We start from the raw sequence: 20,062 nt of genomic DNA on the forward strand, positions 1-20,062 counted from the left end.
AGAGCCCAAGACAGGCTCTTTCTGACATGACAGATCAGATAGGGCTGGGCGACACAATGATTTTGACGTTGTGTTCCTTGTTGTTGACCAGTTCCTCAAACCCGAGACTGACAATGTCCTCCAGGCCAATCCGTCCGGTGACCAGCGGCGTGATGTCCAGGCTGCCGTCGGCGATAAGGGCGATCACATCGGCGAACTCGCCGTTGTAGGCCAAAGAGCCCATGACCTGTTTTTCGGTGGACACCAAGTCGAAGAAATTGAATTGGCTGGGCTCCTCGAAAATACCCACCAGCACGCATTTGCCGGCTTTGCGGATCACATCGATGGCGAGCTTGGCCGTGTGTTTATTGCCGATGCATTCGAAGCTCACATCGGCGCCCAAGCCATGGGTGGCCGCGCGAATTTCGGCAAGCGCGTCGCACTCGGAAGGATCGAAGACCCGGTTGGCGCCGACTTCGAGTGCCTTGGCCTTGCGCGCCGACGACATTTCCAGGGCAATAACCTGTGCGGCACCGGCCGCTTTGGCGCACATGATTGTGCACAGGCCAATGGTGCCAGCGCCCACGACCACCACGGTTTGCCCGTGCAGGCTGCCTGCCTTCTTGACGGCATGCATGCCCACCGCCAGTGGCTCGATCAGCGCACCGGCCTCTTTAGGGAAACCTGCCGGCAATTTGTACAAAAGGTTGGCAGGCACATTGACCCACTCAGCGAAGGCGCCATTGTTCATCAGGCCGGTAAACGCCAGTCGTTCACAGATGTTGTAGAGGCCATGGGTGCAGTAATAACAGGTGCCGCAATGCTGGCAGGCGTCAGCGGTGATCAGGTCACCCACGGCAAAACCCTGGACGTTGGCGCCGAGTTTGATGATTTCGCCGCAGAACTCATGGCCCAGAATGCATTGGCCCTGAATGCCGGTCATCGGGTGCGGAGCGTCTACCGGAATGAACACTGGTCCGGCGACGTATTCATGCAGGTCCGAACCGCAGATGCCACACCAGTCCACGCGAATCTGTACCCAGTCGGCAGGCGGGTCGGAGGGCAGCGGCACGTCTTCTACGCGGATATCGTGGCGTCCATGCCAGACCGCTGCGCGCATGCTGGCGGTGCTTTTCAATGCAGTGCTCATCGTGTGTTATCTCCTCACAACAGTGTGGAAGCTCCAGCGAGCGTCGGGCAGGCCAGAGCCGCTGATTTATTGGCCCTGCAGGAAGCCGAGAATCAGGCGGTTGACCTGCTCCGCCGCTTCCATCTGCACCATGTGGCCTTGACCCGCCAACACCTCGACCTGTGCACTGAGCCCTTGAGCATGAGCGGCAGGGATGATGGCGTCGTTGGCGCCCCAAATCACCAGGCTCGGCTGCTGCGCGACGACTGACCGCAGGTCGCTGTGCTGCTGTCCGCCAGCAAACAATTGGGTGCTCAGCAGGCGCAGGGCTGCGTCGACCCCTTCCAGGCGTTTGAACTTGAGCATGTCTTCAAGCATTTGCCGATTCACCAGCGCGGGGTCGGAAAACAGTTGCACCAGTTGTGGCTTCAAGGCGTTGCGGTTGGCGGCGTCGATAAAGCCCTGCAAATACTCGCCATTGATCTGCGAGCCCAAGCCAGCGCTGGCGATCAAGGTCAGTGAGCGGACTCGATTCGGTGCAAGGCGGGCGGCGTTGAGTGCGACGGCGCCACCCATCGAATGGCCGGCCAAGTGTGCGGACTCTATGTCCAGATGATCGAGCAAGCTCAGGACGGTCTGGCTCAGTTCATCCAAGTCGCCGCGTTGCAGGGTTTTGCCCGACTCGCCATGCCCCGGCAGATCGAGTGCGATAACGCGGCGCCCGGCAGCCAGTGCGTCGTGGTTGAACAGCCAGTTGTTTAAATCTCCGCCGAAACCGTGAATCAACACCAGCGGACTGGTGCCTTCGCCACGGTCGAAGAAGCGTAGCGTGCGGCCCTCGAGCTGGATTTTCTGCGGTGCCGGACCGCTGTCTTCTGCAGCATCGCCACCGGGCACGAACTCGGCCTGGAAGCGTTCGATCACCGCGTCGACCTCTGCATCACTGGCATCCCCCTCGACAACGATGGCGAGCAGGGCGCCCACGGACAGGGTTTCATCCTGTTGCGCTATCCGGCGCCGCAACACGCCAGAAAAAGGGGTTTCGACGCTGCTGGAAATTTTGTCGGTTTCGACATCGAGCACCTGATCGCCTTTCTCTATGCGCTCGCCTTCCTCCTTGAGCCACGTGTCGACGCGCCCTTCGGTCATCGACAGGCCCCATTTAGGCATGGTTAGCGTATGAATCTGGCTCATGCAACCTTCCTCCCTTCGCAAATTTTATGCACGGCCGCCTCGATTTTCGCCGCGGTAGGGATGTACAGGTCCTCCAGCGCGTCGGAGAAAGGCACAGGGGTGTGCGGCGCGGTGACCATTTCAATCGGTGCTTTGAGGGCGAAAAACGCTTTCTGAGCGACCAGTGCCGAGATGTCGGTGGCCATCGAACAGCGTGGGTTGGCTTCGTCGATCACCACCAGACGCCCGGTTTTTTCTACACTTTCGAGGATGCTGTCTAGGTCCAGCGGGCTGGTGGTACGCAAGTCCAGAACTTCACAGGCAATGCCCTGGCGTGCGAGGTTGTTTGCTGCCTCCAGCGCCAAATGGACCATGCGACCGTAGGTCACGAGGGTTACGTCATCGCCCTCGCGCAAGAAATTGGCTTCGCCAAACGGCACGGTATACAGCTCTTCCGGGACTTCACCCTGCATGCTGTAAAGCATTTTGTGCTCGCAGAAAATCACCGGGTCGTTGTCGCGAATGGCCTGGATCAGCAAGCCCTTGGCGTCATAGGGCGAGGACGGGCACACCACTTTCAGGCCGGGGATGTGGGTCCACAGGGAGGTGAGCATTTGCGAGTGCTGGGCGGCGGCCCTCAAGCCGGCGCCATACATGGTGCGGATTACCACCGGGGTGACGGCCTTACCACCGAACATGTAGCGAAATTTAGCCGCCTGGTTGAGGATCTGATCCAGACAGCAGCCCGCGAAATCAACGAACATCAGTTCGCACACGGGGCGAACCCCTTGAGTGGCGGCGCCTATGGCGGCACCGACATACCCCAGTTCGGACAGCGGCGTATCCAGAACCCGCCCAGGAAACTGGTGATAGAGACCCTTGGTGACGCCGAGCACGCCGCCCCAGGCATCCTGCTCGCCGGGTGCGCCTGCGCCGCCAGCGACGTCTTCACCCATGATGAATACGGTGGGGTCGCGGCGCATTTCCTGGGCAAGCGCTTCGTTGATCGCCTGCTGATAGCTTATTTTTCTCGCCATGATAATTCTCCTGTTGTTCTTGTTTTGAGGTCGGCTCAGGGATAGGACACGTACACGTCGGTCAGCAGGTCGCTTGCCTGGGGTTTAGGGTCGGATTTGGCCCGGCGTACGGCGTCTTCGATCAGGTGCTCGACGTCTAGATCGATCTGGTCGAGTTGAGCGACTTTCAGCAGCCCGGCATTCAGGCTGCGTTCGCGGAACTGCATGAGACAGTCACGGGTGTCGCGAAAGTTCTTGATCTCGTCGGGCGCGCGGTAGGTTTGTGCATCACCTTCGAAATGGCCGTAGTAGCGGGTGAGTTTCATCTCGATCAGCGACGGCCCTTCGCCGGCTCGGGCGCGAGCGACAGCGGCACCCGCAGCTTCGTGGACCGCGAAGAAGTCGAAGCCGTCTACCGTCACGCCGGGCATGCCGAAACCGGCTGCGCGGTCGGCGATATGGTCACTGGCGACCGACCACACAGACGCCGTGGCCTCGGCGTAACCGTTGTTTTCGGCGATGAACAGGCAGGGCAGGTTCCAGATCGACGCGAGGTTCATGGCTTCGAAAACCGCCCCCTCGTTTGAACCGCCATCGCCAAAGAAGGCCACCGCAACACCCTGCGTGCCTTTGAGCTTGGCGGCCAGGGCGGCACCGGCAGCCAAGGGTGCGCCGGCGCCGACGATGCCGTTGGCGCCGAGCATGCCTTTCTCCAGGTCGGCGATGTGCATCGAACCGCCCTTGCCGCCGCAGACCCCGGTTTTCTTGCCGTAGATCTCGGCCATCATGCCGTACACATCGACCCCCTTGGCGATGCAATGGCCATGGCCGCGGTGGGTGGAAGCAATGCAGTCATCGTCGGTAAGGTGGGCCATGACGCCAGCGGCCGAGGCTTCTTCGCCGGCATACAGGTGGACGAAGCCAGGGATCTCGCCAGTGGCGAATTCGACGTGCAGGCGCTCTTCGAAGACGCGGATCGTGCGCATCACTTTGTAGGCGTGCAACAGTTGCTCATGGGACAGGTGAGTGGACATCTTGTTGTTCTCCTGGGTTGTCTCAACACGGAAGGTTTGCGGGGTGTTGCGGGTGCTCGCGACCTATCGCCAGCAGGCGATGGAGCGCGGCGTAGGCCAAAACGGCTTCGACATCAATGCTGATCGGGCCGTAAGGGTCGAGGGTGACGGTGGGGTGGTCGTTGGCGCTGAACTCGATTTCACGCTCGCCGTCCAGGGCCAGGGTGCCATTGAGCAGACTCGGCGAATAAGCCACCCCAGGTTGCATCGAGCCGCAGGCACTGACGGCGCAGCCCTGGAGCAAACCTGGCGCCAGCGGCACCAGAACGGCATCGTCGGCGTTGGGGTTCAGGCGGACCCAGGCGCCCAGCGGTGATTGGCGCGAAACTGGACACCACAGCCCGCAGAGTGCCGAAAGGCCAATGGCATGGGGCTCGGCAAACGTCACGAAAACTTCCGCCAGGTCTTCGGCGCGGCAGATCGCACGGGCTCCGATGAAAGGTTGCGACGAGACGGCGACATCGACCAGCGCCCATTCACAAATGCCCCGGGCGTGCTCGCGAACCAGCAAACGCTTGTTGCGCCGCAGGCCAACCCCGGAAGGAATACGTCCGCTTGCGCAGAGCCCACCGGCCAGCCCGGCACTGGTGGCTTCACGCAGTTCAGGGAAGGCGTTGTTAGTCCCGGTCGAGAGTGTCAGCAGGGGAATGTCACCGACTTCGGCGGCAACCGCCTTGTGCGTCCCGTCGCCGCCCAACACTGCGATCAGTGCGACCCCTTGTTCGGCCATCATTCGTGCGGCCAGACGTGTGTCTTCGACGGTCTGGCGCAAGGGCATGTCGAGAAAGGTCAGGCGTGGCCAGTGGCTTTCACGAGCGTTACGTCCCTGGCTGGCTTTGAGCACAGCGGCGGCGATGCCTGTCATGTCGGGCGCCAGCAAGACGTGCTGGATGCCGGTGGCGCCGAAAGCGCCGAGCAGACGCTGGACCACGGAGGCCTTCTCGGTACTCGAATAAACGCCAGCATTGGCCGTCAGGCGGCGCACATCGCGACCCGACGCCGGGTTGGCGATGATCCCCACGGTCAGCGCGGGTTCAGTCATGGCACACCTCTGATTATTGTTTGTCTGTGTCAGAGCAAGGCCGGTGCCAACCCGGTTGATATGGCCGCAGAGGGCCGGTGCAGAGCGCTTCGTGCAACAGCGTCGAGTGCCTGGCGGAGGGGCTGGGCGAGACGCGTGGTTGCAGATGACCGGGGGTTTGAGCGAGACGCTGAGACGCTCCGTCTCAACGACGGCTCGCTCGCAGGAAGGGTTGTCGTGGGTAGGCAAACGGCGCTTAATAACGCGCATAACAACAATACGCCCAGAGGTGGACAGGCCATGTTTGCCGCACACTCCAAAGCTCATGTGGACTGCGTCAGCCGCGTGCTGAGGCATGCCGGTCGCCTGCCACAAGCCCCCGTCCCGGACTTGATTCTCGATTCCTGGCGACGCTCGATGGACCAATACCATTTGGACCCTGCCTCGCAGCAAGGTCCGCGCATCCTTTCTCACACTGTCCTCAAGGAATGCCGCGAGCGTGCTGACCTGTTCCTGCGAATTGCCGGCGAGGAAGTCGCGAGGCTACACGGACGGGTTCGCGAAGCCGATTATTGTGTGCTGCTGACCGACGCGCAGGGCCAGACCATCGACTATCGGGTCGAGTCGGGCATCCGCAACGATTGCCGCAAGGCCGGTTTATACCTGGGAACCTGCTGGTCGGAAGGCGAGGAAGGGACCTGCGGGGTTGCCGCCGTGCTCACGGGCAAGGCGCCGGTGACGGTTCATAAACGTGATCACTTTCGGGCGGCCTTCATCGGGTTGACCTGTTCTGCGGCGCCGGTGTTCGATCCCCAAGGTGAGCTGCTCGGCGTGCTGGACGTTTCGGCGCTGCAATCGCCGGATGATCGGCGCAGTCAGCATTTGATCCGGCAGATGGTCGTGCAGAGTGCCCGCGTTATAGAAAACGCGTTCTTCATGCACAGCGCTCAGGGGCATTGGTTGTTACGTGCGCACAGCGCGCCGGGGTATGTCGACAGTCAGCCCGATTACCTGTTGGCGCTGGATAACGACGGCCGCTTGTTGGCCCTCAACAGCATGGCGCGACAGGCTTTGCGTCAGCGTTTTGGTCGCTTGCCAGAGCACATCAACGAGGTGTTCGGCCCTGATGCCTTGCAGGCGGTAACGGATGAAACGCCGCAACTGCTGCGCTGGGGAGGCGATGACGGCGAATTGCATGTGCGACTCAGCGCGCCCCGCAGGCAGCACCCGATGCGAGCCGTGCCGACAGAGGAAAGCGCCGCCACCCAACTCGATCCGTGCATTGCCCAGAGCTTGCAGTTGGCGGTGCGGGTCAAGGATTGCAACTTGCCGGTCCTGATTCAGGGTGAGACCGGCTCAGGCAAAGAGGTGTTTGCCCGGCAGTTGCATGACATCAGCGCCAGGCGCAGCGGGCCGTTTGTCGCCCTCAACTGTGCGGCTATTCCGGAAAGCCTGATCGAGAGCGAGTTGTTCGGCTACGTCGCCGGTGCGTTCACGGGGGCGTCGAGCAAGGGCATGCGCGGGCTGTTGCAGCAGGCTGACGGTGGCACGTTGTTCCTTGATGAGATCGGCGACATGCCCTTGAGTTTGCAGACCCGTCTGCTGCGGGTCATGGCCGAAGGCGAGGTCGCCCCCTTGGGCGGTGCGCGGCGGCAAACGGTGGATATTCAAGTGATCTGTGCGACACACCGCAATCTTGCGGCGATGGTGGCGGACGGTAGTTTTCGTGAGGATTTATATTTTCGTCTCAGCGGTGCGCGATTCCAGTTGCCGCCTTTACGCGAGCGCAGCGACCGCCTGGTGTTGCTCAATCGACTGTTCGAAGAAGAAGCGCGTTTGTGCGGCGGGCGGGCGGGTTTGAGTGCGTCGGCACTGGAATGCCTGCTCAGCTACGCGTGGCCGGGCAATATCCGCCAATTGCGCTATGTCTTGCGTTACGCCTGTGCGGTGTCCGCAGGCATGACTGTCCAGTTGAGTGACCTGCCGGAAGATGTCCGTGGGGCACCTGGCACCGAGCGTTCGTTGACTCATTCGGTTGAAGAACGCGTCAGTCCGCAACGTCAGCTATTACTGGATGCGCTCATCCGTCATCGCTGGAAACCCGGTGATGCCGCCCGATCACTGGGGATATCGCGGGCGACGTTGTACCGGCGGGTGAACCTGCACGGTATCGAGATGCCGGGTAAAAGGCGCATTTAGGGCCAAAAAAAGACCCTTGCCGCGAGGCGAGGGTCTTTTTCAGGTGCTGCGAGTGGCTCGAGTAACGGAGACCGTTATTCGTTAGCCAATTTGTGTTCCAGGTAGTGGATGTTGACTCCGCCTTTGCAGAAGCCTTCATCACGAACCAGGTCACGGTGCAGCGGGATGTTGGTTTTGATCCCGTCTACCACAATCTCGTCCAGCGCATTGCGCATGCGCGCCATGGCTTCGTCACGGGTTGCGCCCCACGTGATCAGCTTGCCGATCAACGAGTCGTAGTTCGGCGGTACTTTGTAGCCACTGTAAAGGTGGGAGTCGACCCGTACGCCATTACCGCCCGGCGCATGGAAATGCTTGACCAGTCCAGGGCTCGGAATGAACGTTTTCGGGTCTTCGGCATTGATCCGGCACTCCAGTGCATGCCCGCGAATGACTACGTCATCCTGGGTATACGAGAGTTTGTTGCCGGCGGCGATGCTGAGCATCTCCTTGACGATGTCGATGCCGGTGACCATTTCCGATACCGGATGCTCTACTTGAACCCGAGTGTTCATCTCGATGAAGTAGAAGTTGCCGTCCTCGTAAAGGAACTCGAACGTGCCGGCACCACGGTAACCGATGTCGATGCAGGCCTTGACGCAACGCGCTAGAACTTCCTGGCGAGCCTTTTCGTCGATGCCCGGTGCCGGTGCTTCTTCAAGCACCTTCTGGTGCCGACGTTGCAGCGAGCAATCACGGTCGCCCAAGTGGATCGCGTGACCCTGGCCATCGGACAGCACCTGAACTTCCACGTGACGTGGGTTGGTCAGGAACTTTTCCAGATAGACCATCGGGTTGCTGAACCAGGCTGCCGCTTCGGCACGGGTCTGCTTCGCCGCTTCGATCAGGTCTTCTTCGCGGTGCACTTCGCGCATACCACGACCACCACCGCCGCCAGCGGCTTTGATGATCACGGGGTAACCGACTTCGCGACCGATGCGCAGCGCGGTTTCTTCGTCTTCGGGCAGTGGGCCGTCAGAACCTGGAACCGTTGGCACGCCAGCACGCTTCATGGCGTCCTTGGCAGAAACCTTGTCGCCCATCAGGCGGATGGTTTCGGCGGTAGGACCAATAAAGGCGAAACCGGATTTCTCCACCTGTTCGGCGAAGTCGGCGTTTTCCGCAAGGAAGCCGTAACCCGGGTGAATCGCCGTGGCGCCTGTCAGTTCGGCAGCCGAGATGATGGCTGGAACGTTCAGATACGACAGGTTGGCAGGTCCAGGACCAATGCAGACGGTTTCGTCTGCCAGGCCCAGGTGCATCAACTCGCGGTCTGCCGTTGAGTGTACGGCGACGGTCTTGATGCCCAGTTCTTTACAGGCACGCAAGATGCGCAGGGCGATTTCGCCGCGGTTGGCGATCAGAACTTTTTCCAACATCGCAGGCTCTCCGTGGTTCAAACGATGGTGAACAGCGGCTGGTCGTACTCAACCGGCTGACCGTTTTCTACCAGGATGGATTCGATCACACCGCTGGTTTCAGCTTCGATGTGGTTCATCATTTTCATCGCTTCAACGATGCAAATGATGTCGCCCTTCTTCACGGTCTGGCCGATTTCGACAAAAGCTGGCGAAGTCGGAGCAGGCGTGCGGTAGAACGTACCGACCATCGGCGAACGAGCGATCGTGCCGTTGAGTTTTGGTGCGGCAGGTGCTTCTGCAACAACGGCAACGGGCGCGGCAGCAACAGGTGCAACCGGCGCAGCCATTGGAGCAGGTGCGTAGTACTGCTGAGCAGGGGTTTTGCTGTGACGGCTGATGCGTACGGACTCTTCACCTTCACGGATCTCGAGCTCGTCGATGCCGGATTCTTCCAGCAGTTCGATCAGTTTCTTAACTTTACGGATATCCATTAATCATCAACTCCCAAGGGTCGGTCAGGGGCGTATAGCTTGTTGTTCAAGCTGTTCCAGGGCGGCCTCCAGGGCCAGTCGGTAACCGCTGGCGCCAAGGCCGCAGATCACTCCCACCGCTACATCCGAGAAGTAAGAGTGATGGCGGAAAGGTTCGCGTTTGTGCACGTTAGAGAGATGCACTTCGATGAATGGGATGCTCACGGCCAGCAGCGCGTCACGTAATGCGACGCTGGTGTGCGTAAAAGCTGCTGGATTGATCACAATGAAGTCCACGCCTTCATCGCGTGCGGCGTGAATGCGATCGATCAGTTCATACTCGGCATTACTTTGCAGGTACATCAGATGATGGCCACGGTCTCGGGCCTGTTTTTCCAGATCCTGATTGATCTGCGCCAAGGTCACCGCGCCGTAGAGGCCCGGTTCGCGTGTGCCGAGCAGGTTCAGGTTAGGTCCGTGGAGAACCAGTAAGGTCGCCATCTGTTGTTCCTTCTTGTGTATGCGAGCATCGATGCGCAGCGACTATGCCGTAAACCCCTGCGGACTGTCCAGTTAACTGCAATAGCCAGCACGATGACCGATGTTCGCGCGAAGTTTGTGACTCGTTTATTGAATTTGGTCATTTGCCCTGGCGATGCGTGCCGCGAAGGCTGTCGCATTGATTTCGCCGACCACCCGAATATCCGCAAGCTCCGCGCCCTTTTTGCCGAAGAACAGCAGCGCAGGCGGGCCGAACAGCTTGTAGCGGTCGAGCAGGGCGCGTTGTTCGGCGCTGCTGTCGGTCATGTCGAAACGAATCAGGCTATAACCGGTCAGCTTGCTCGTCACGCGGGGATCGGGCAGCACGTCATGTTCGATGACTTTGCAGCTGATGCACCAGTCGGCGTACCAGTCCAGCAGCAACGGTTGACCGGCATTTTTTGCGTCGTTCAGGGCGCGGTCCAGTTCGGCCGCAGTGCTGATGGTCTGCCATGGGCTGGTGGGTGCCACGGCTTCATTGGCCATCAATGCCGCTTGTGGTCGGCCCAGCGGACGCAAAGGATCGGTCTGGCCGCTCAGTGCGCCGTACCAGCAGGCCACTGCGTAGACCAGCAAAAACAGGCCAAGCAACTGATTAAGGCGTTGTGGACCGGACTTGTAGGTGAACTCCAGTGCGCCAAGAAACAGGGCAACGCCGGCCCCCAGCAAGCCCAGCAGGAGCAGGGTGATCTCGCCTGGGATGACCCGGCTGAGCAGGCCGATGGCCACGGCCAGCAGCAGGACGCCGATAATGTTTTTTACCGAGATCAGCCACTCGCCGCTTTTAGGCAGCCATGCCGCGCCGCCCGTGGCGACCAGCAGCAAGGGCGTGCCCATGCCGAGTCCCAGCGCGAACAGCTTCAAGGCTCCACCCAGCGCATCACCGCTGGCGCTGATATAAAGCAGCGCGCCTGCCAGGGGCGCCGAGACACACGGCGAAACCAGCAGGCTGGAGACCACGCCGAGGACTGCCGCGCCCCATAAAGAGCCGCCTTCAGTGCGTCCCGCAACCCGGTGCAGGTGAAAGCTGATGAAGTGCGGCAGACGCAGTTCGAACAGACCAAACATTGCCGCAGCGAAAATCATGAAGAACAGCGAAAAAGGTACCAGCACCCAGGCTGATTGCAGGCGCGCCTGTAAGTTCAGCTCTGCGCCGAACATGCCCATCAACGCCCCGAGCAGGGAAAAACAGATGGCCATCGGGAGCACATACGCCAGCGACAAGCTGAAACCGCGCAACCCGCCGACCTGCCCGCGTAGGACCACGCCGGACAGGATCGGTAGCATAGGCAGTACGCACGGGGTGAATGTCAGGCCGATACCCGCAAGGAAAAACAGCGCCAGTTCCTTCCAGCCCCAGGTGCCCTTGGTTGGTGGTGTGGCAGACAAGCCTGTACTTGCGGCCGCAACGTCGCCGATGTCCAGGCGCTCGGTTTCAGGCGGATAGCACAGACCCTTGTCGGCACAGCCTTGATAGGTGACGGCCAGGGTGAACGGTCGGTTGTCGCCGGGTTTGCGTGGCAGGTCGACATCGAGAATGCCGTGATAGACCTCTACGTCGCCAAAGTACTCGTCGTGTTTTTGCTCGCCCTGAGGCAGCTGCGCGGCGCCCAGGCCGATATCGGCAGGCTCGGTGCGGAACTGAAAGCGATGGCGGTATAGGTAATAGCCTTCGCTGGCGACGAAACGCAATTTGATCGATTGCGGTGTGGTTTCGATCAGGCTCAGGCGAAATGCTTCGCGGACCGGCAGGAAGTCAGCGCTGTTGTTTAGCGATGCTGTGCCTAGTGTGGTGCTGGGGCGATTGTCCAGGAGGCTGGCACCCGAGGCGGGCAGGGCGAGGATCAATAACATCAGGCAGAGCAGGCGGCGCATAGCGGTCTCGCATGTCGAAAGTCCGCGCATGATAGCGGACTGCTCCCGGTCTTGCATGACACAGACCTTGTAGGCGCTTGCGCCTACAAGAGGCGGATCTACACCCTGAACGCTTGCACGGCGGTGTTCAGTCGCCCGCCAAGTTGTTGCAGGTGTTGGCTTTGGCTGCGGCCTTCGCCGATGCGCAGCAGGTTATCCCCGCCCAATTGGTGGATGCCTTCGCTGTGATCGCGAATTTCGCTGACGGCACCGCTTTGTTGGGCGGTAACGTCGGCGATGCGTTCTGCGGTGTTGGCGATGGTCTGGATCGCACCGACGATTTCATCCAGCGCGCCATCGGCGGCTTGTGCCTGATTGGCGGTGGCTTTGGCGTGCTCGACCTGAGCACGCATGCCTTCTACCGACTCACTTGCCGCTTTTTGCAAGCTGGCAATTAGTACTTGAATCTCGCCCGTGGCCCCGGCGGTGCGCTGGGCCAGTGAGCGTACCTCCTCGGCGACCACCGCAAACCCCCGACCCATTTCCCCGGCGCGAGCGGCCTCGATGGCGGCGTTGAGGGCCAGCAGGTTGGTCTGGTCGGCGATAGAACGGATCACGGTCAACACGCTGCCAATGGTGGCCGACTCCACAGCCAGGATTTCTATGGCCTGAGCGTTGTGTTGCACTTCGCCCACCAGGGCATGCAGCCCGGTCAGGCTCAGGCCGATCACCCGTTGACCCTGTTCTACGGCGCGACCGGCATCGCGGCTGGCCTCTGCGGCTTGGCTGGCGTCCCCGGCCACCTGTTGAATGGTGGCTTCCAGTTCGCCCAGCGAGTCGCGAATCAACGCGGTATCACTGGCCTGGCGTTCTGCGCCGCCATGCAGGCCGGTGCAGAGTTCGGCCAAGGCATGACTGCTGCCCTCAACCTGCTCTGCGTTCAAGCGGATAGTGCCGACCAGGTCCACGAGGTAGGCCCGCAGACGATTCAGCGATTCTTCGATGTCGCGCAGTTCGCGGTTGGTCGCGCCCAGCTGGATGTCCTTGGCGAAATCCCCCTCGGCCCAGGTCGATAACGCGGGCGCAAGATTGGTCAGAACGCGGGACAGGCGCCGTTGCAGGGTGTCGATCAACAGCGCGATCAACAGGATCAGGCCGATCATCAGGCCTTGCATCATCCGCACATCGCCCTGGATAAGTGCGTGCTGTCCGCGCACCTCCGGTTCCAGGCTGGTGATTGCTTTTTGCAGCGTGTCGATTTTGAGTTGAGCGCTGGCGCTGAGTTCTGCGCGGCGCTGAATCTGATCCCGGGTACGGTTCAGCTCGGCAGGGTAACGGTTAAGCAGGCTGCTCAATTCACGTTTGTAGCCCACGCCGCTGTCTTCGGCGACGGCTTTCTCGCTGTTGCCCAGGCCCATCATGGCGGAGAAGTCTTCGGTGCTCGACTCGGCACTGGCCGTGACGCCGAGCAATGGCAAGGCATCCAGTGCTTGCGCCTGGGTGCTGATGGCGGCGACTTCACGTTCGACATCGGCGGCCAGCTCACTGCGGCCGCTGCTGACCAGTTTGTCCCGGGCCAGACTCAGGCGTCCCAAGTGTTGTGATGCGCTCAGTAGCGGGCCTTGGTAGCTGGGCGCCGCAGGGTTGGTGTTGCTGGAAGCATAGTGCGTGAGCTGTTCAAGCGCGGCGCCCAGTTCGCGTTCAGCCTGTAACAGCAGGCCTTGCGGATCACCCGCCAGCTTACCGGCGGCCAGCAGGTCGTTACTGCTGAACTCGCGCAGTTGGGAGAGGCTCGGGCGCAGGCTGTCGGCCATCTGTGGCGGCAGCGCATCGAGCTCATGCTGGAGCTTGTCGATGGCCTGAATGGCATCGCTTTGGCGCAGCGCATCGCCGCTGGAGAGGTAATCCTCAATGCTGCGCGCGACTTGGTTTTGAAACGCTTGAGACAGGCTCAGGTAGCGCTCCATCAGTTGATAGGGGCGTTCCAGTGCCTGCTGTGACCACCAAAGCGTTATTCCTAACGCGACACAAACGGTGACCAGCAGTAACGTATTGAGATTGGTAAGCAGCTTCAGGCGCATGTGGTCTCGACCCGACGACTAAGGGTAAGCGCTTGAAGTTATTGCGTTTTGGTTACAGTGTTATGACCGAATCGGTCGATTCATGAATAAAAGTGGCACTTTGCCTCTGGCGGCCCGCGTGCACCTGATTACGTCCCGCATCTTTAGCGTGGTACAGCGCATCATCTGCCAGTGACGACAGCGTCAGGCTGTCGGCGCTTTCGTACAATTCCACAACACCTGCACTAAAGGTGCACGACAAATCCACCGGTTGCGCCGGGTAATGAATCTCAGCAAAGCGCTGGCGGATCTCGTCCAGCACTCGGTGCGCGTTGTGCAGGTCGGTGTCAGGCATCACGATGGCAAACTCTTCGCCACCGTAACGGCCAATGTAGTCGGTCTTGCGCAGGCGTTGTTTGAGGAACAGCGCCAGGCTTTTGATCACCCTGTCGCCCATGGGGTGACCATGGCTGTCGTTGACGCGCTTGAAGTGATCGATGTCGAGCATGGCAAAGCTCAGCGGCTTGCCTTCGCGGCGTGCGCGGAAGCTGCAATCTTCAAGCAGTTGCAGGATATGTGTGTGGTTATACAGGCCGGTCAGACTGTCGCGAACCATCCGCGCTTTGAGGTTGCGCGCTCGCGCCGCGCGGTTGCGCACGGTGGTGATCAAATGCCGTGGCTTGATCGGTTTGGTCAGGAAGTCATCGCCGCCTTCACTCATGGCATCGAGTTGCTTGTCCAGATCGTCTTCGGCCGACAGGTAGATGATCGGTACGCTGACATAACGGTCGTTATGGCGGATCACCTTGGCCAGCTCGGTACCTGTGCAGCCCGGCATGTACATGTCGAGGATGATCAGGTCAGGTTGGAACTCCGCGAGTTCGGCCATGGCCTGGATCGGGTCAATCAATGTGCGGGTGATGATTCCGGCACTGTTCAGCAGGCGCTCGGTGTGAGTGGCCTGAGCGCGGGAGTCATCGATGATCAGCACTTTATAGGGCTCGTATTGCGCCACACAGGTGAGGACTTCGATTTTTTCCAGAAGGCTCGATGCGTCTAGCGTGCCGGTGAGAAACTCCTGACCGCCAGCGCGTACGGCGGCCAGTCGGGTCGGGGTGTCAGTTTCGTTATGGCTGAAAAACAACAGCGGCAGCTTGTGCTCCAGTCCGTCCTGCACCTTTGCCGCCAGGATCAGGCCTTCGCCGGGGCCGCAGAAGTCGACGTCCATCACGATCGCTGCCGGGTAGCGCTCAGCCATAGTGGCGTGGAACGCGGCAATACTGTCCAGCGACAAGGCGCTCAGACCGAAGAACTCAAGTTGTTTGGCCAGTCGCTCTGCGCGCTCGTGGTCCTGAAGCATCACGTAGATTGGCTTACGCAGGGGCGGCAACGACGTTTGGTCCAGGTGGTCACCGTGGCGCAGGCCGGTGCGCGACAAGCGTTGCATCAACCGGTTGAGTTCGGTGATCAGGCTGCTGCTCAGGCGTCCACGGTTGGCTTCGACGTCATCAAGTGCCACGCTGATACTGCGTGCCAATTGTGCGTGCTCAGCCTGTTCAAAGCGCTCGGCGAAACGCAGCAGGCGCAAGGTGGAATCGGTGAGCTCTGCCATGTCTGCAGTTGACCATTCACTTTGCTGCAGGCGTTGCCAGACCTCAAGAATTTGACGTGCCTGATGAATTACCCGCTGGGCAAAATGATGCTTGAGACGATCACGACTCGGATCTTCTGGCTCGGTCATATCCTGGCTACTAGTGAGGGTGCAAGCGTAGGTAGGCTGGTGGCTCTATGCTAGCACCTCTCATCATCCCCCAGCGTGCCGTAAGTCAATTAGCCCCTAAAGTATTGAGCCTTCTAATGACCAATCCGTTTGCGTGGGTAGTACAGAATTACAGGGGTTGAATTGGCGTTTTTTTGCAGATTTTGTATCCGAAACAGGATGTGAGCAGGCAAGCCTGCGAACGGCTGAGAATCGGACGCAACAGGGTGGCGAAAACACCGGGATAGATAGGTAAGAAAGTTCTGATTTTTTGGCTCGGTGCTCTGAATGATTTGTGAGCTATCGCTGTAAGAACATTCTGAATTTTTAGCTCAAGGCTTCGGGCAAGCCTGCGCCTGATAGGGTTTCGACATCCAATCAGGGGCCACCTCAATGACTCAGTGCTTTAAAGATCACGAATGCGACAAACAGGTCTTGAATCAAAACACCAAGCCCATCGCTGAGTGCGCGAGTCACGTCGTCGAACTGTACGGATGCAAAACCAGGGTCACTGAGGTGCCGGTTCTGACCTGTGAGGGTGTCTGGCGCGTTTTTCAGCGGGAGGCCGAAGAGGTTGTGGCCCCCGGCGGCATCCTGATTGCCGACCCCATCGAACGAAACCGCGCCATCAACGCCGCCTACGCCAGACTGTGGCTGCACGAGCCGCGCTTCCAGTGGGCCGGACTGGCGGCCTTTGCTTCCAAGCAAGTCGGTTGCGGGTTGTTGCATGCGGCGGGCTCTGTCGACGGCGTCCAGGCGGAGTACGACGCAGGGCAGAGATTGCTGGCCGGTAGTTCGGTCTCAAGTTCTGGCATTCCGGGCGTGTACACCATCAGCGATATGGATAAGCAAACGCTGCGCGATTACCAGCAAGCGAAGGACAGCAACCCTGTCCCATCCCCCGATATTCGCCTCGAGGGAGAATCGTTATCCCTGATGCAGCAGCAGTTCCAGCACGTCTACGAAATGATGGCACTGGGCAACACCACGTTGTTCCTCGATATCTTTCCGTTGCATGCGTTTTATAAAAAACGCGGGTTCGCGGAATTGAAGACGTGCCTGAAAACACGCGCGAGCATTTATGGTCATCCCAAATTCCCGGTGCTGTGGCCGGTAGGGCAGGAAATACTCCGTTTTGGGAAGTCTTATTCTGAAATTCTACGAGCCTTTGAGGCAATAGAGGCTGGGGATATTGCCGAGAGCGTGAAACGATTTGCCGCTCACGAGCAGCGGAACATCCTGCAACCATCAATCTACGAGGATCGGCAACTGATCGCTCTGTTGCGCGGTAACCACGCGTCCTATGTCACCGGCTTCCCCTCTGGCGTTGCCCAAGCTATCGAGTTGACTCTCGCCAGCCAATGTCAGGGGGTCGAGGATGGCCGCACTATCGGCTTCGGCAGCAACCCGTTGGCGGACCTGTCTGACGTTGAACAGCGGATGGTCTTCGTGCTCAGAGCGGCGGCGCGCTTCGACGAGATGCTGAATGACAACAATCGTGGTGCGCTGGAACAGTCGATCAAGGACATCGCTGCGGGTGAGGGCGTGCGATGAGCTTGCAATCACGCGTCGGTGGCCGGCGTCGGCGACTGGGCATTGTCCTGCTCGCCCTTTTTGCTGTTGCGCTGTTGCGCTGGGGTTTTCAGGCGCTAGCGGATGAACCGGAACTCGCGTTAGTGATCGGTGAACCCTGGGAAGACATGCGCAAGCGTTCAAGTGCGGCCATTAGTCCGGCGATACCTGGAGAGGTTTGGTTTGGCATGCCCAAGTCCGATGCGCGATTGCGGTTCAGCGACCCGCAGTACGGGTTCGTCACGCCGCTGGCTCGCTTCTTCACTATTGGATTTGAAAACGAGCGAATTGATGGCATTCGCATGTCCCCCCAAATCGAACCGCTGCTGCTCGATGACGCCCTTAAGGTCGTGCTGGACTTACAGGATCAATGGCGCCAGAGCGGCTGGGTCGTCATCTGGCCGAAAGACGATCCACCCTTCGCCGATACGCCCGAATGGCGCGCCCAATTGCGGGACGTGAACAAGGGCGGAACAACCTATTGGCAGGCTGGCGACAAATATCAGGTCATGTTGTTGATGAATCGCTTCAAAGATAAAAAGCGCCCCAGCGAAGAGCGCTACCTGATCACCCTTGATCTAGCTAAACCGTGGCTACCCACCCATACGGAGCCACCCGTGCTTGCACGCTGAGTACTCGCCCCACGCCAGTCACCCGAATACTTTTTCTCGCAACAATAATGGAGCATCCGAATGCCAACACCTGCTCTGGAAATCCTGCAAGCCATCGAGCTGACCCTCGCCAGCCAATGTCAGGGGGGCGAGGATGGCCGCACTATCGGCTTCGGCAGCAACCCGTTGGCGGACCTGTCGGACGTTGAGCAGCGGATGGCCTTCGTGCTCAGAGCGGCGGCGCGCTTCGACGAGATGCTGCACGACGACAACCGCAGTGCCCTGGAGCAGTCGATCAACGAGATCGCCGCTGGCGAGGGCGTGCGATGAAACTGCAATCACGCGTCGGTGGCCGGCGTCGGCGACTGGGCATTGTCCTGCTCGCCCTTTTTGCTGTTGCGCTGTTGCGCTGGGGTTTTCAGGCGCTAGCGGATGAACCGGAACTCGCGTTAGTGATCGGTGAACCCTGGGAAGACATGCGCAAGCGTTCAAGTGCGGCCATTAGTCCGGCGATACCTGGAGAGGTTTGGTTTGGCATGCCCAAGTCCGATGCGCGATTGCGGGTCAGTGACCCGCAGTACGGGTTCGTCACGCCGCTGGCTCGCTTCTTCACCATTGGATTTGAAAACGAGCGAATTGACGGTATCCGCATGTCCCCGCAAATCGAACCGCTGCTGCTCGATGACGCCCTTAAGGTTGTTCTGGAATTACAGGATCAATGGCGCCAGAGCGGCTGGATCCCCATCAGACAGAGGAGCGCCCCTCCTTTCGCGGATACCCCCGAATGGCGAGCCCAATTGCGTGACGTGAACAAGGGCGGGACGACCTATTGGCAGGCCGGTGACAAATACCAGGTTCTGCTGCGGGTGCATCGCTTCAAAGACTACAAACGCCCCGACGAAGAGCGCTACATGATCACCCTCAATCTCGGCAAACCGTGGCTGCCCACCCATACGGAGCCCCCCGTGCTTGCACGCTGAGTACTCGCCCCACGGCAGTCACCCGAATACTTTTTCTCGAAAAAAAATGGAGCATCCGAATGCCAAGTCCCGCCTACATGACCATTCACGGAACCCAGCAAGGCCTTATCACTGCCGGTGCGCTCGGCAAGGACTCGGTTGGTAACGCATGGCAGTTGGGCCATGAAGATCAGATTCTGGTGCAGGCATACGACCACGGAGTCGTTATTCCTGGCGGAGTAACCGGTCGTCGTATGCACAAGCCGCTGATCATCACCAAGGCGGTCGATAAGTCCTCGCCTTTGCTCTTTAATGCAGCCGCCAACGGTGAAGCGATCAAAACGTGCCGATTAGACTTGTATCGCCCCGCTGGCAACGGTGTCCAGGAACACTTTTACACTATTGAATTGAAAGGCGCGGTCATCGTCGCCTTCAATGTGACCATGCCCCATTGTCAGAACTTAAGTACTGCCCATTTCACTCAATTGGAAACGGTGCACTTTGCCTATCAGTCCATTGTTTGTCGACACGAAATCGGCAAAACCAGTGGCTATGACGAATGGCAAGCAGGGTGTCAGCAGTGAAGTTAATCAGCGCGTTGTACCCGTCATTGTCGGAGGTGAAACATACCTATCCAGTTGACGAAGCGCTGGATATCGTCAAGCAGTATCTTGAACGTGGTGCCGATATCGATGGGATGGAGCCGCTTCGTAACGTTCTGATGCTCCCGTTTGACAGCGAGGTGGTGAAACGGGTCGAGAGTGGCGAATGGTTGTTGGTGAGGGACGAGGCATATTACTTTGATGGCGGGCAAATTGACGAATCAGTGGGTGCGAAGTTGTTTGATCATCGGGTGATGGAGTTGATGGATGCCCCTCCGCCCCAGGAAAAGCATCATCGCCGGATATTTCGCGTCACCGATAGCCAAACGGGGGAGCCGCTTATTAATCGGGGCTATATCGCCACCGTTGAAGGTGAGACGAGTAAGCGACGAACCGACGTTATTGGAATAGCCCATATACCCGCGCCGCCAGAGGGCGCAAAGATTTCCCTGCACGTGGTGCCTAACTAACTAGCGAATGTATGTCTTTCGGCGTGCCGTAGGTCAATTAATTGCTATTGATAGGAGAATTGACGCCGAAATATTATGATTGTCATCTAAAGCGGGTTTGAAATTCTGAGGAAGGGCGGTAGGACGCTTTGCGGCTGCCCTGTATCTCCATACGAATGGATCTTAGGTGGCAGCC

16 protein-coding genes and 2 pseudogenes are annotated in these 20,062 nt (G+C 59.5%); 7 read left to right on the forward strand and 11 right to left on the reverse strand.

What is annotated here, in order from left to right; translation table 11 throughout:
* Window positions 1–34: 34 nt before the first annotated feature.
* The 5 genes from RHM55_RS18005 to RHM55_RS18025 all read right to left on the reverse strand — a co-directional run bounded on the left by RHM55_RS18005 (window position 35) and on the right by RHM55_RS18025 (window position 5,412).
* The gene (locus tag RHM55_RS18005; protein ID WP_322183010.1) at window positions 35–1,099 is read right to left on the reverse strand and encodes a 2,3-butanediol dehydrogenase; all 1,065 of its coding nucleotides are present in this window, start codon (window positions 1,097–1,099) and stop codon (window positions 35–37) included.
* Between the two features lie 96 nt (window positions 1,100–1,195).
* A complete protein-coding gene (locus RHM55_RS18010; RefSeq protein WP_322177647.1) occupies window positions 1,196–2,302 on the reverse strand; it encodes an acetoin dehydrogenase dihydrolipoyllysine-residue acetyltransferase subunit in 1,107 nt (368 codons plus the stop codon).
* A complete protein-coding gene (locus RHM55_RS18015; protein WP_219062518.1) occupies window positions 2,299–3,318 on the reverse strand; it encodes an alpha-ketoacid dehydrogenase subunit beta in 1,020 nt (339 codons plus the stop codon). The genes RHM55_RS18010 and RHM55_RS18015 overlap by 4 nt, the downstream gene beginning before the upstream one ends.
* A 35-nt stretch (window positions 3,319–3,353) precedes the next feature.
* Window positions 3,354–4,331 (reverse strand): thiamine pyrophosphate-dependent dehydrogenase E1 component subunit alpha, encoded by a 978-nt coding sequence (locus RHM55_RS18020; RefSeq protein WP_322177648.1) that lies wholly within the window; start codon window positions 4,329–4,331, stop codon window positions 3,354–3,356.
* Between the two features lie 22 nt (window positions 4,332–4,353).
* Window positions 4,354–5,412 carry an ATP-NAD kinase family protein gene (locus tag RHM55_RS18025; RefSeq protein ID WP_322177649.1) on the reverse strand — a complete coding sequence of 353 codons (1,059 nt, stop codon included), beginning with the start codon at window positions 5,410–5,412 and terminating at the stop codon, window positions 4,354–4,356.
* A 279-nt stretch (window positions 5,413–5,691) separates the two neighbouring features.
* Between RHM55_RS18025 and RHM55_RS18030 the strand changes: the two genes are divergently transcribed.
* Window positions 5,692–7,590, forward strand: coding sequence for a sigma-54-dependent Fis family transcriptional regulator (locus RHM55_RS18030; protein WP_322177650.1), 1,899 nt, complete (start codon window positions 5,692–5,694; stop codon window positions 7,588–7,590).
* 74 nt (window positions 7,591–7,664) lie between these two features.
* Here RHM55_RS18030 and accC read toward each other — a convergent pair whose 3' ends face one another.
* The 6 genes and pseudogenes from accC to RHM55_RS18060 all read right to left on the reverse strand — a co-directional run bounded on the left by accC (window position 7,665) and on the right by RHM55_RS18060 (window position 15,655).
* The gene (gene accC / locus RHM55_RS18035) at window positions 7,665–9,008 is read right to left on the reverse strand and encodes an acetyl-CoA carboxylase biotin carboxylase subunit (RefSeq protein WP_322177651.1); all 1,344 of its coding nucleotides are present in this window, start codon (window positions 9,006–9,008) and stop codon (window positions 7,665–7,667) included.
* Between the two features lie 17 nt (window positions 9,009–9,025).
* Window positions 9,026–9,481: an acetyl-CoA carboxylase biotin carboxyl carrier protein gene (gene accB / locus RHM55_RS18040; protein ID WP_219062523.1), complete on the reverse strand. Its 456-nt coding sequence runs from the start codon at window positions 9,479–9,481 to the stop codon at window positions 9,026–9,028.
* A 24-nt stretch (window positions 9,482–9,505) separates the two neighbouring features.
* Window positions 9,506–9,961, reverse strand: a complete 456-nt coding sequence (gene aroQ / locus RHM55_RS18045) for a type II 3-dehydroquinate dehydratase (protein WP_322177652.1) — start codon at window positions 9,959–9,961, stop codon at window positions 9,506–9,508.
* A 126-nt stretch (window positions 9,962–10,087) separates the two neighbouring features.
* Window positions 10,088–11,875 carry a protein-disulfide reductase DsbD gene (locus RHM55_RS18050; protein WP_322177653.1) on the reverse strand — a complete coding sequence of 596 codons (1,788 nt, stop codon included), beginning with the start codon at window positions 11,873–11,875 and terminating at the stop codon, window positions 10,088–10,090.
* A gap of 98 nt (window positions 11,876–11,973) precedes the next feature.
* A pseudogene (locus tag RHM55_RS25990) lies at window positions 11,974–12,489 on the reverse strand (methyl-accepting chemotaxis protein); the annotation flags it as partial.
* A 1,498-nt stretch (window positions 12,490–13,987) separates the two neighbouring features.
* Window positions 13,988–15,655 (reverse strand): PleD family two-component system response regulator, encoded by a 1,668-nt coding sequence (locus RHM55_RS18060; protein WP_322177655.1) that lies wholly within the window; start codon window positions 15,653–15,655, stop codon window positions 13,988–13,990.
* A 411-nt stretch (window positions 15,656–16,066) separates the two neighbouring features.
* Between RHM55_RS18060 and RHM55_RS18065 the strand changes: the two genes are divergently transcribed.
* The 6 genes and pseudogenes from RHM55_RS18065 (at window position 16,067) to RHM55_RS18090 (ending at window position 19,887) form a co-directional block, all read left to right on the forward strand.
* A complete protein-coding gene (locus RHM55_RS18065) occupies window positions 16,067–17,227 on the forward strand; it encodes a DUF2515 family protein (protein ID WP_322177656.1) in 1,161 nt (386 codons plus the stop codon).
* A complete protein-coding gene (locus tag RHM55_RS18070) occupies window positions 17,224–17,877 on the forward strand; it encodes a hypothetical protein (protein ID WP_322177657.1) in 654 nt (217 codons plus the stop codon). The genes RHM55_RS18065 and RHM55_RS18070 overlap by 4 nt, the downstream gene beginning before the upstream one ends.
* Window positions 17,878–17,958: 81 nt before the next feature.
* Window positions 17,959–18,186, forward strand: a pseudogene (locus tag RHM55_RS18075) (DUF2515 family protein); the annotation flags it as partial.
* The gene (locus RHM55_RS18080) at window positions 18,183–18,836 is read left to right on the forward strand and encodes a hypothetical protein (RefSeq protein ID WP_322177658.1); all 654 of its coding nucleotides are present in this window, start codon (window positions 18,183–18,185) and stop codon (window positions 18,834–18,836) included. The pseudogene RHM55_RS18075 and the gene RHM55_RS18080, both read left to right, overlap by 4 nt.
* Before the next feature lie 59 nt (window positions 18,837–18,895).
* Window positions 18,896–19,399 (forward strand): Hcp family type VI secretion system effector, encoded by a 504-nt coding sequence (locus tag RHM55_RS18085; protein WP_322177659.1) that lies wholly within the window; start codon window positions 18,896–18,898, stop codon window positions 19,397–19,399.
* Window positions 19,396–19,887 carry a hypothetical protein gene (locus RHM55_RS18090; protein WP_322177660.1) on the forward strand — a complete coding sequence of 164 codons (492 nt, stop codon included), beginning with the start codon at window positions 19,396–19,398 and terminating at the stop codon, window positions 19,885–19,887. The genes RHM55_RS18085 and RHM55_RS18090 overlap by 4 nt, the downstream gene beginning before the upstream one ends.
* Window positions 19,888–20,062 lie beyond the last annotated feature (175 nt).

It is taken from the genome of Pseudomonas sp. MH9.2 (assembly GCF_034353875.1).
Taxonomy (GTDB): Bacteria; Pseudomonadota; Gammaproteobacteria; order Pseudomonadales; family Pseudomonadaceae; genus Aquipseudomonas.

Excerpts from the sequence above, each read along its gene's own strand:
- RHM55_RS18015 (WP_219062518.1), bottom strand. The coding sequence starts at position 3,318 with ATGGCGAGAAAAATAAGCTATCAGCAGGCGATCAACGAAGCGCTTGCC.
- accB (WP_219062523.1), bottom strand. The coding sequence starts at position 9,481 with ATGGATATCCGTAAAGTTAAGAAACTGATCGAACTGCTGGAAGAATCC.
- RHM55_RS18060 (WP_322177655.1), bottom strand. The coding sequence starts at position 15,655 with ATGACCGAGCCAGAAGATCCGAGTCGTGATCGTCTCAAGCATCATTTT.
- RHM55_RS18085 (WP_322177659.1), top strand. The coding sequence starts at position 18,896 with ATGCCAAGTCCCGCCTACATGACCATTCACGGAACCCAGCAAGGCCTT.
- aroQ (WP_322177652.1), bottom strand. The coding sequence starts at position 9,961 with ATGGCGACCTTACTGGTTCTCCACGGACCTAACCTGAACCTGCTCGGC.
- RHM55_RS18020 (WP_322177648.1), bottom strand. The coding sequence starts at position 4,331 with ATGTCCACTCACCTGTCCCATGAGCAACTGTTGCACGCCTACAAAGTG.
- accC (WP_322177651.1), bottom strand. The coding sequence starts at position 9,008 with ATGTTGGAAAAAGTTCTGATCGCCAACCGCGGCGAAATCGCCCTGCGC.
- RHM55_RS18025 (WP_322177649.1), bottom strand. The coding sequence starts at position 5,412 with ATGACTGAACCCGCGCTGACCGTGGGGATCATCGCCAACCCGGCGTCG.
- RHM55_RS18030 (WP_322177650.1), top strand. The coding sequence starts at position 5,692 with ATGTTTGCCGCACACTCCAAAGCTCATGTGGACTGCGTCAGCCGCGTG.
- RHM55_RS18065 (WP_322177656.1), top strand. The coding sequence starts at position 16,067 with ATGACTCAGTGCTTTAAAGATCACGAATGCGACAAACAGGTCTTGAAT.
- RHM55_RS18080 (WP_322177658.1), top strand. The coding sequence starts at position 18,183 with ATGAAACTGCAATCACGCGTCGGTGGCCGGCGTCGGCGACTGGGCATT.
- RHM55_RS18010 (WP_322177647.1), bottom strand. The coding sequence starts at position 2,302 with ATGAGCCAGATTCATACGCTAACCATGCCTAAATGGGGCCTGTCGATG.
- RHM55_RS18005 (WP_322183010.1), bottom strand. The coding sequence starts at position 1,099 with ATGCGCGCAGCGGTCTGGCATGGACGCCACGATATCCGCGTAGAAGAC.
- RHM55_RS18070 (WP_322177657.1), top strand. The coding sequence starts at position 17,224 with ATGAGCTTGCAATCACGCGTCGGTGGCCGGCGTCGGCGACTGGGCATT.
- RHM55_RS18050 (WP_322177653.1), bottom strand. The coding sequence starts at position 11,875 with ATGCGCCGCCTGCTCTGCCTGATGTTATTGATCCTCGCCCTGCCCGCC.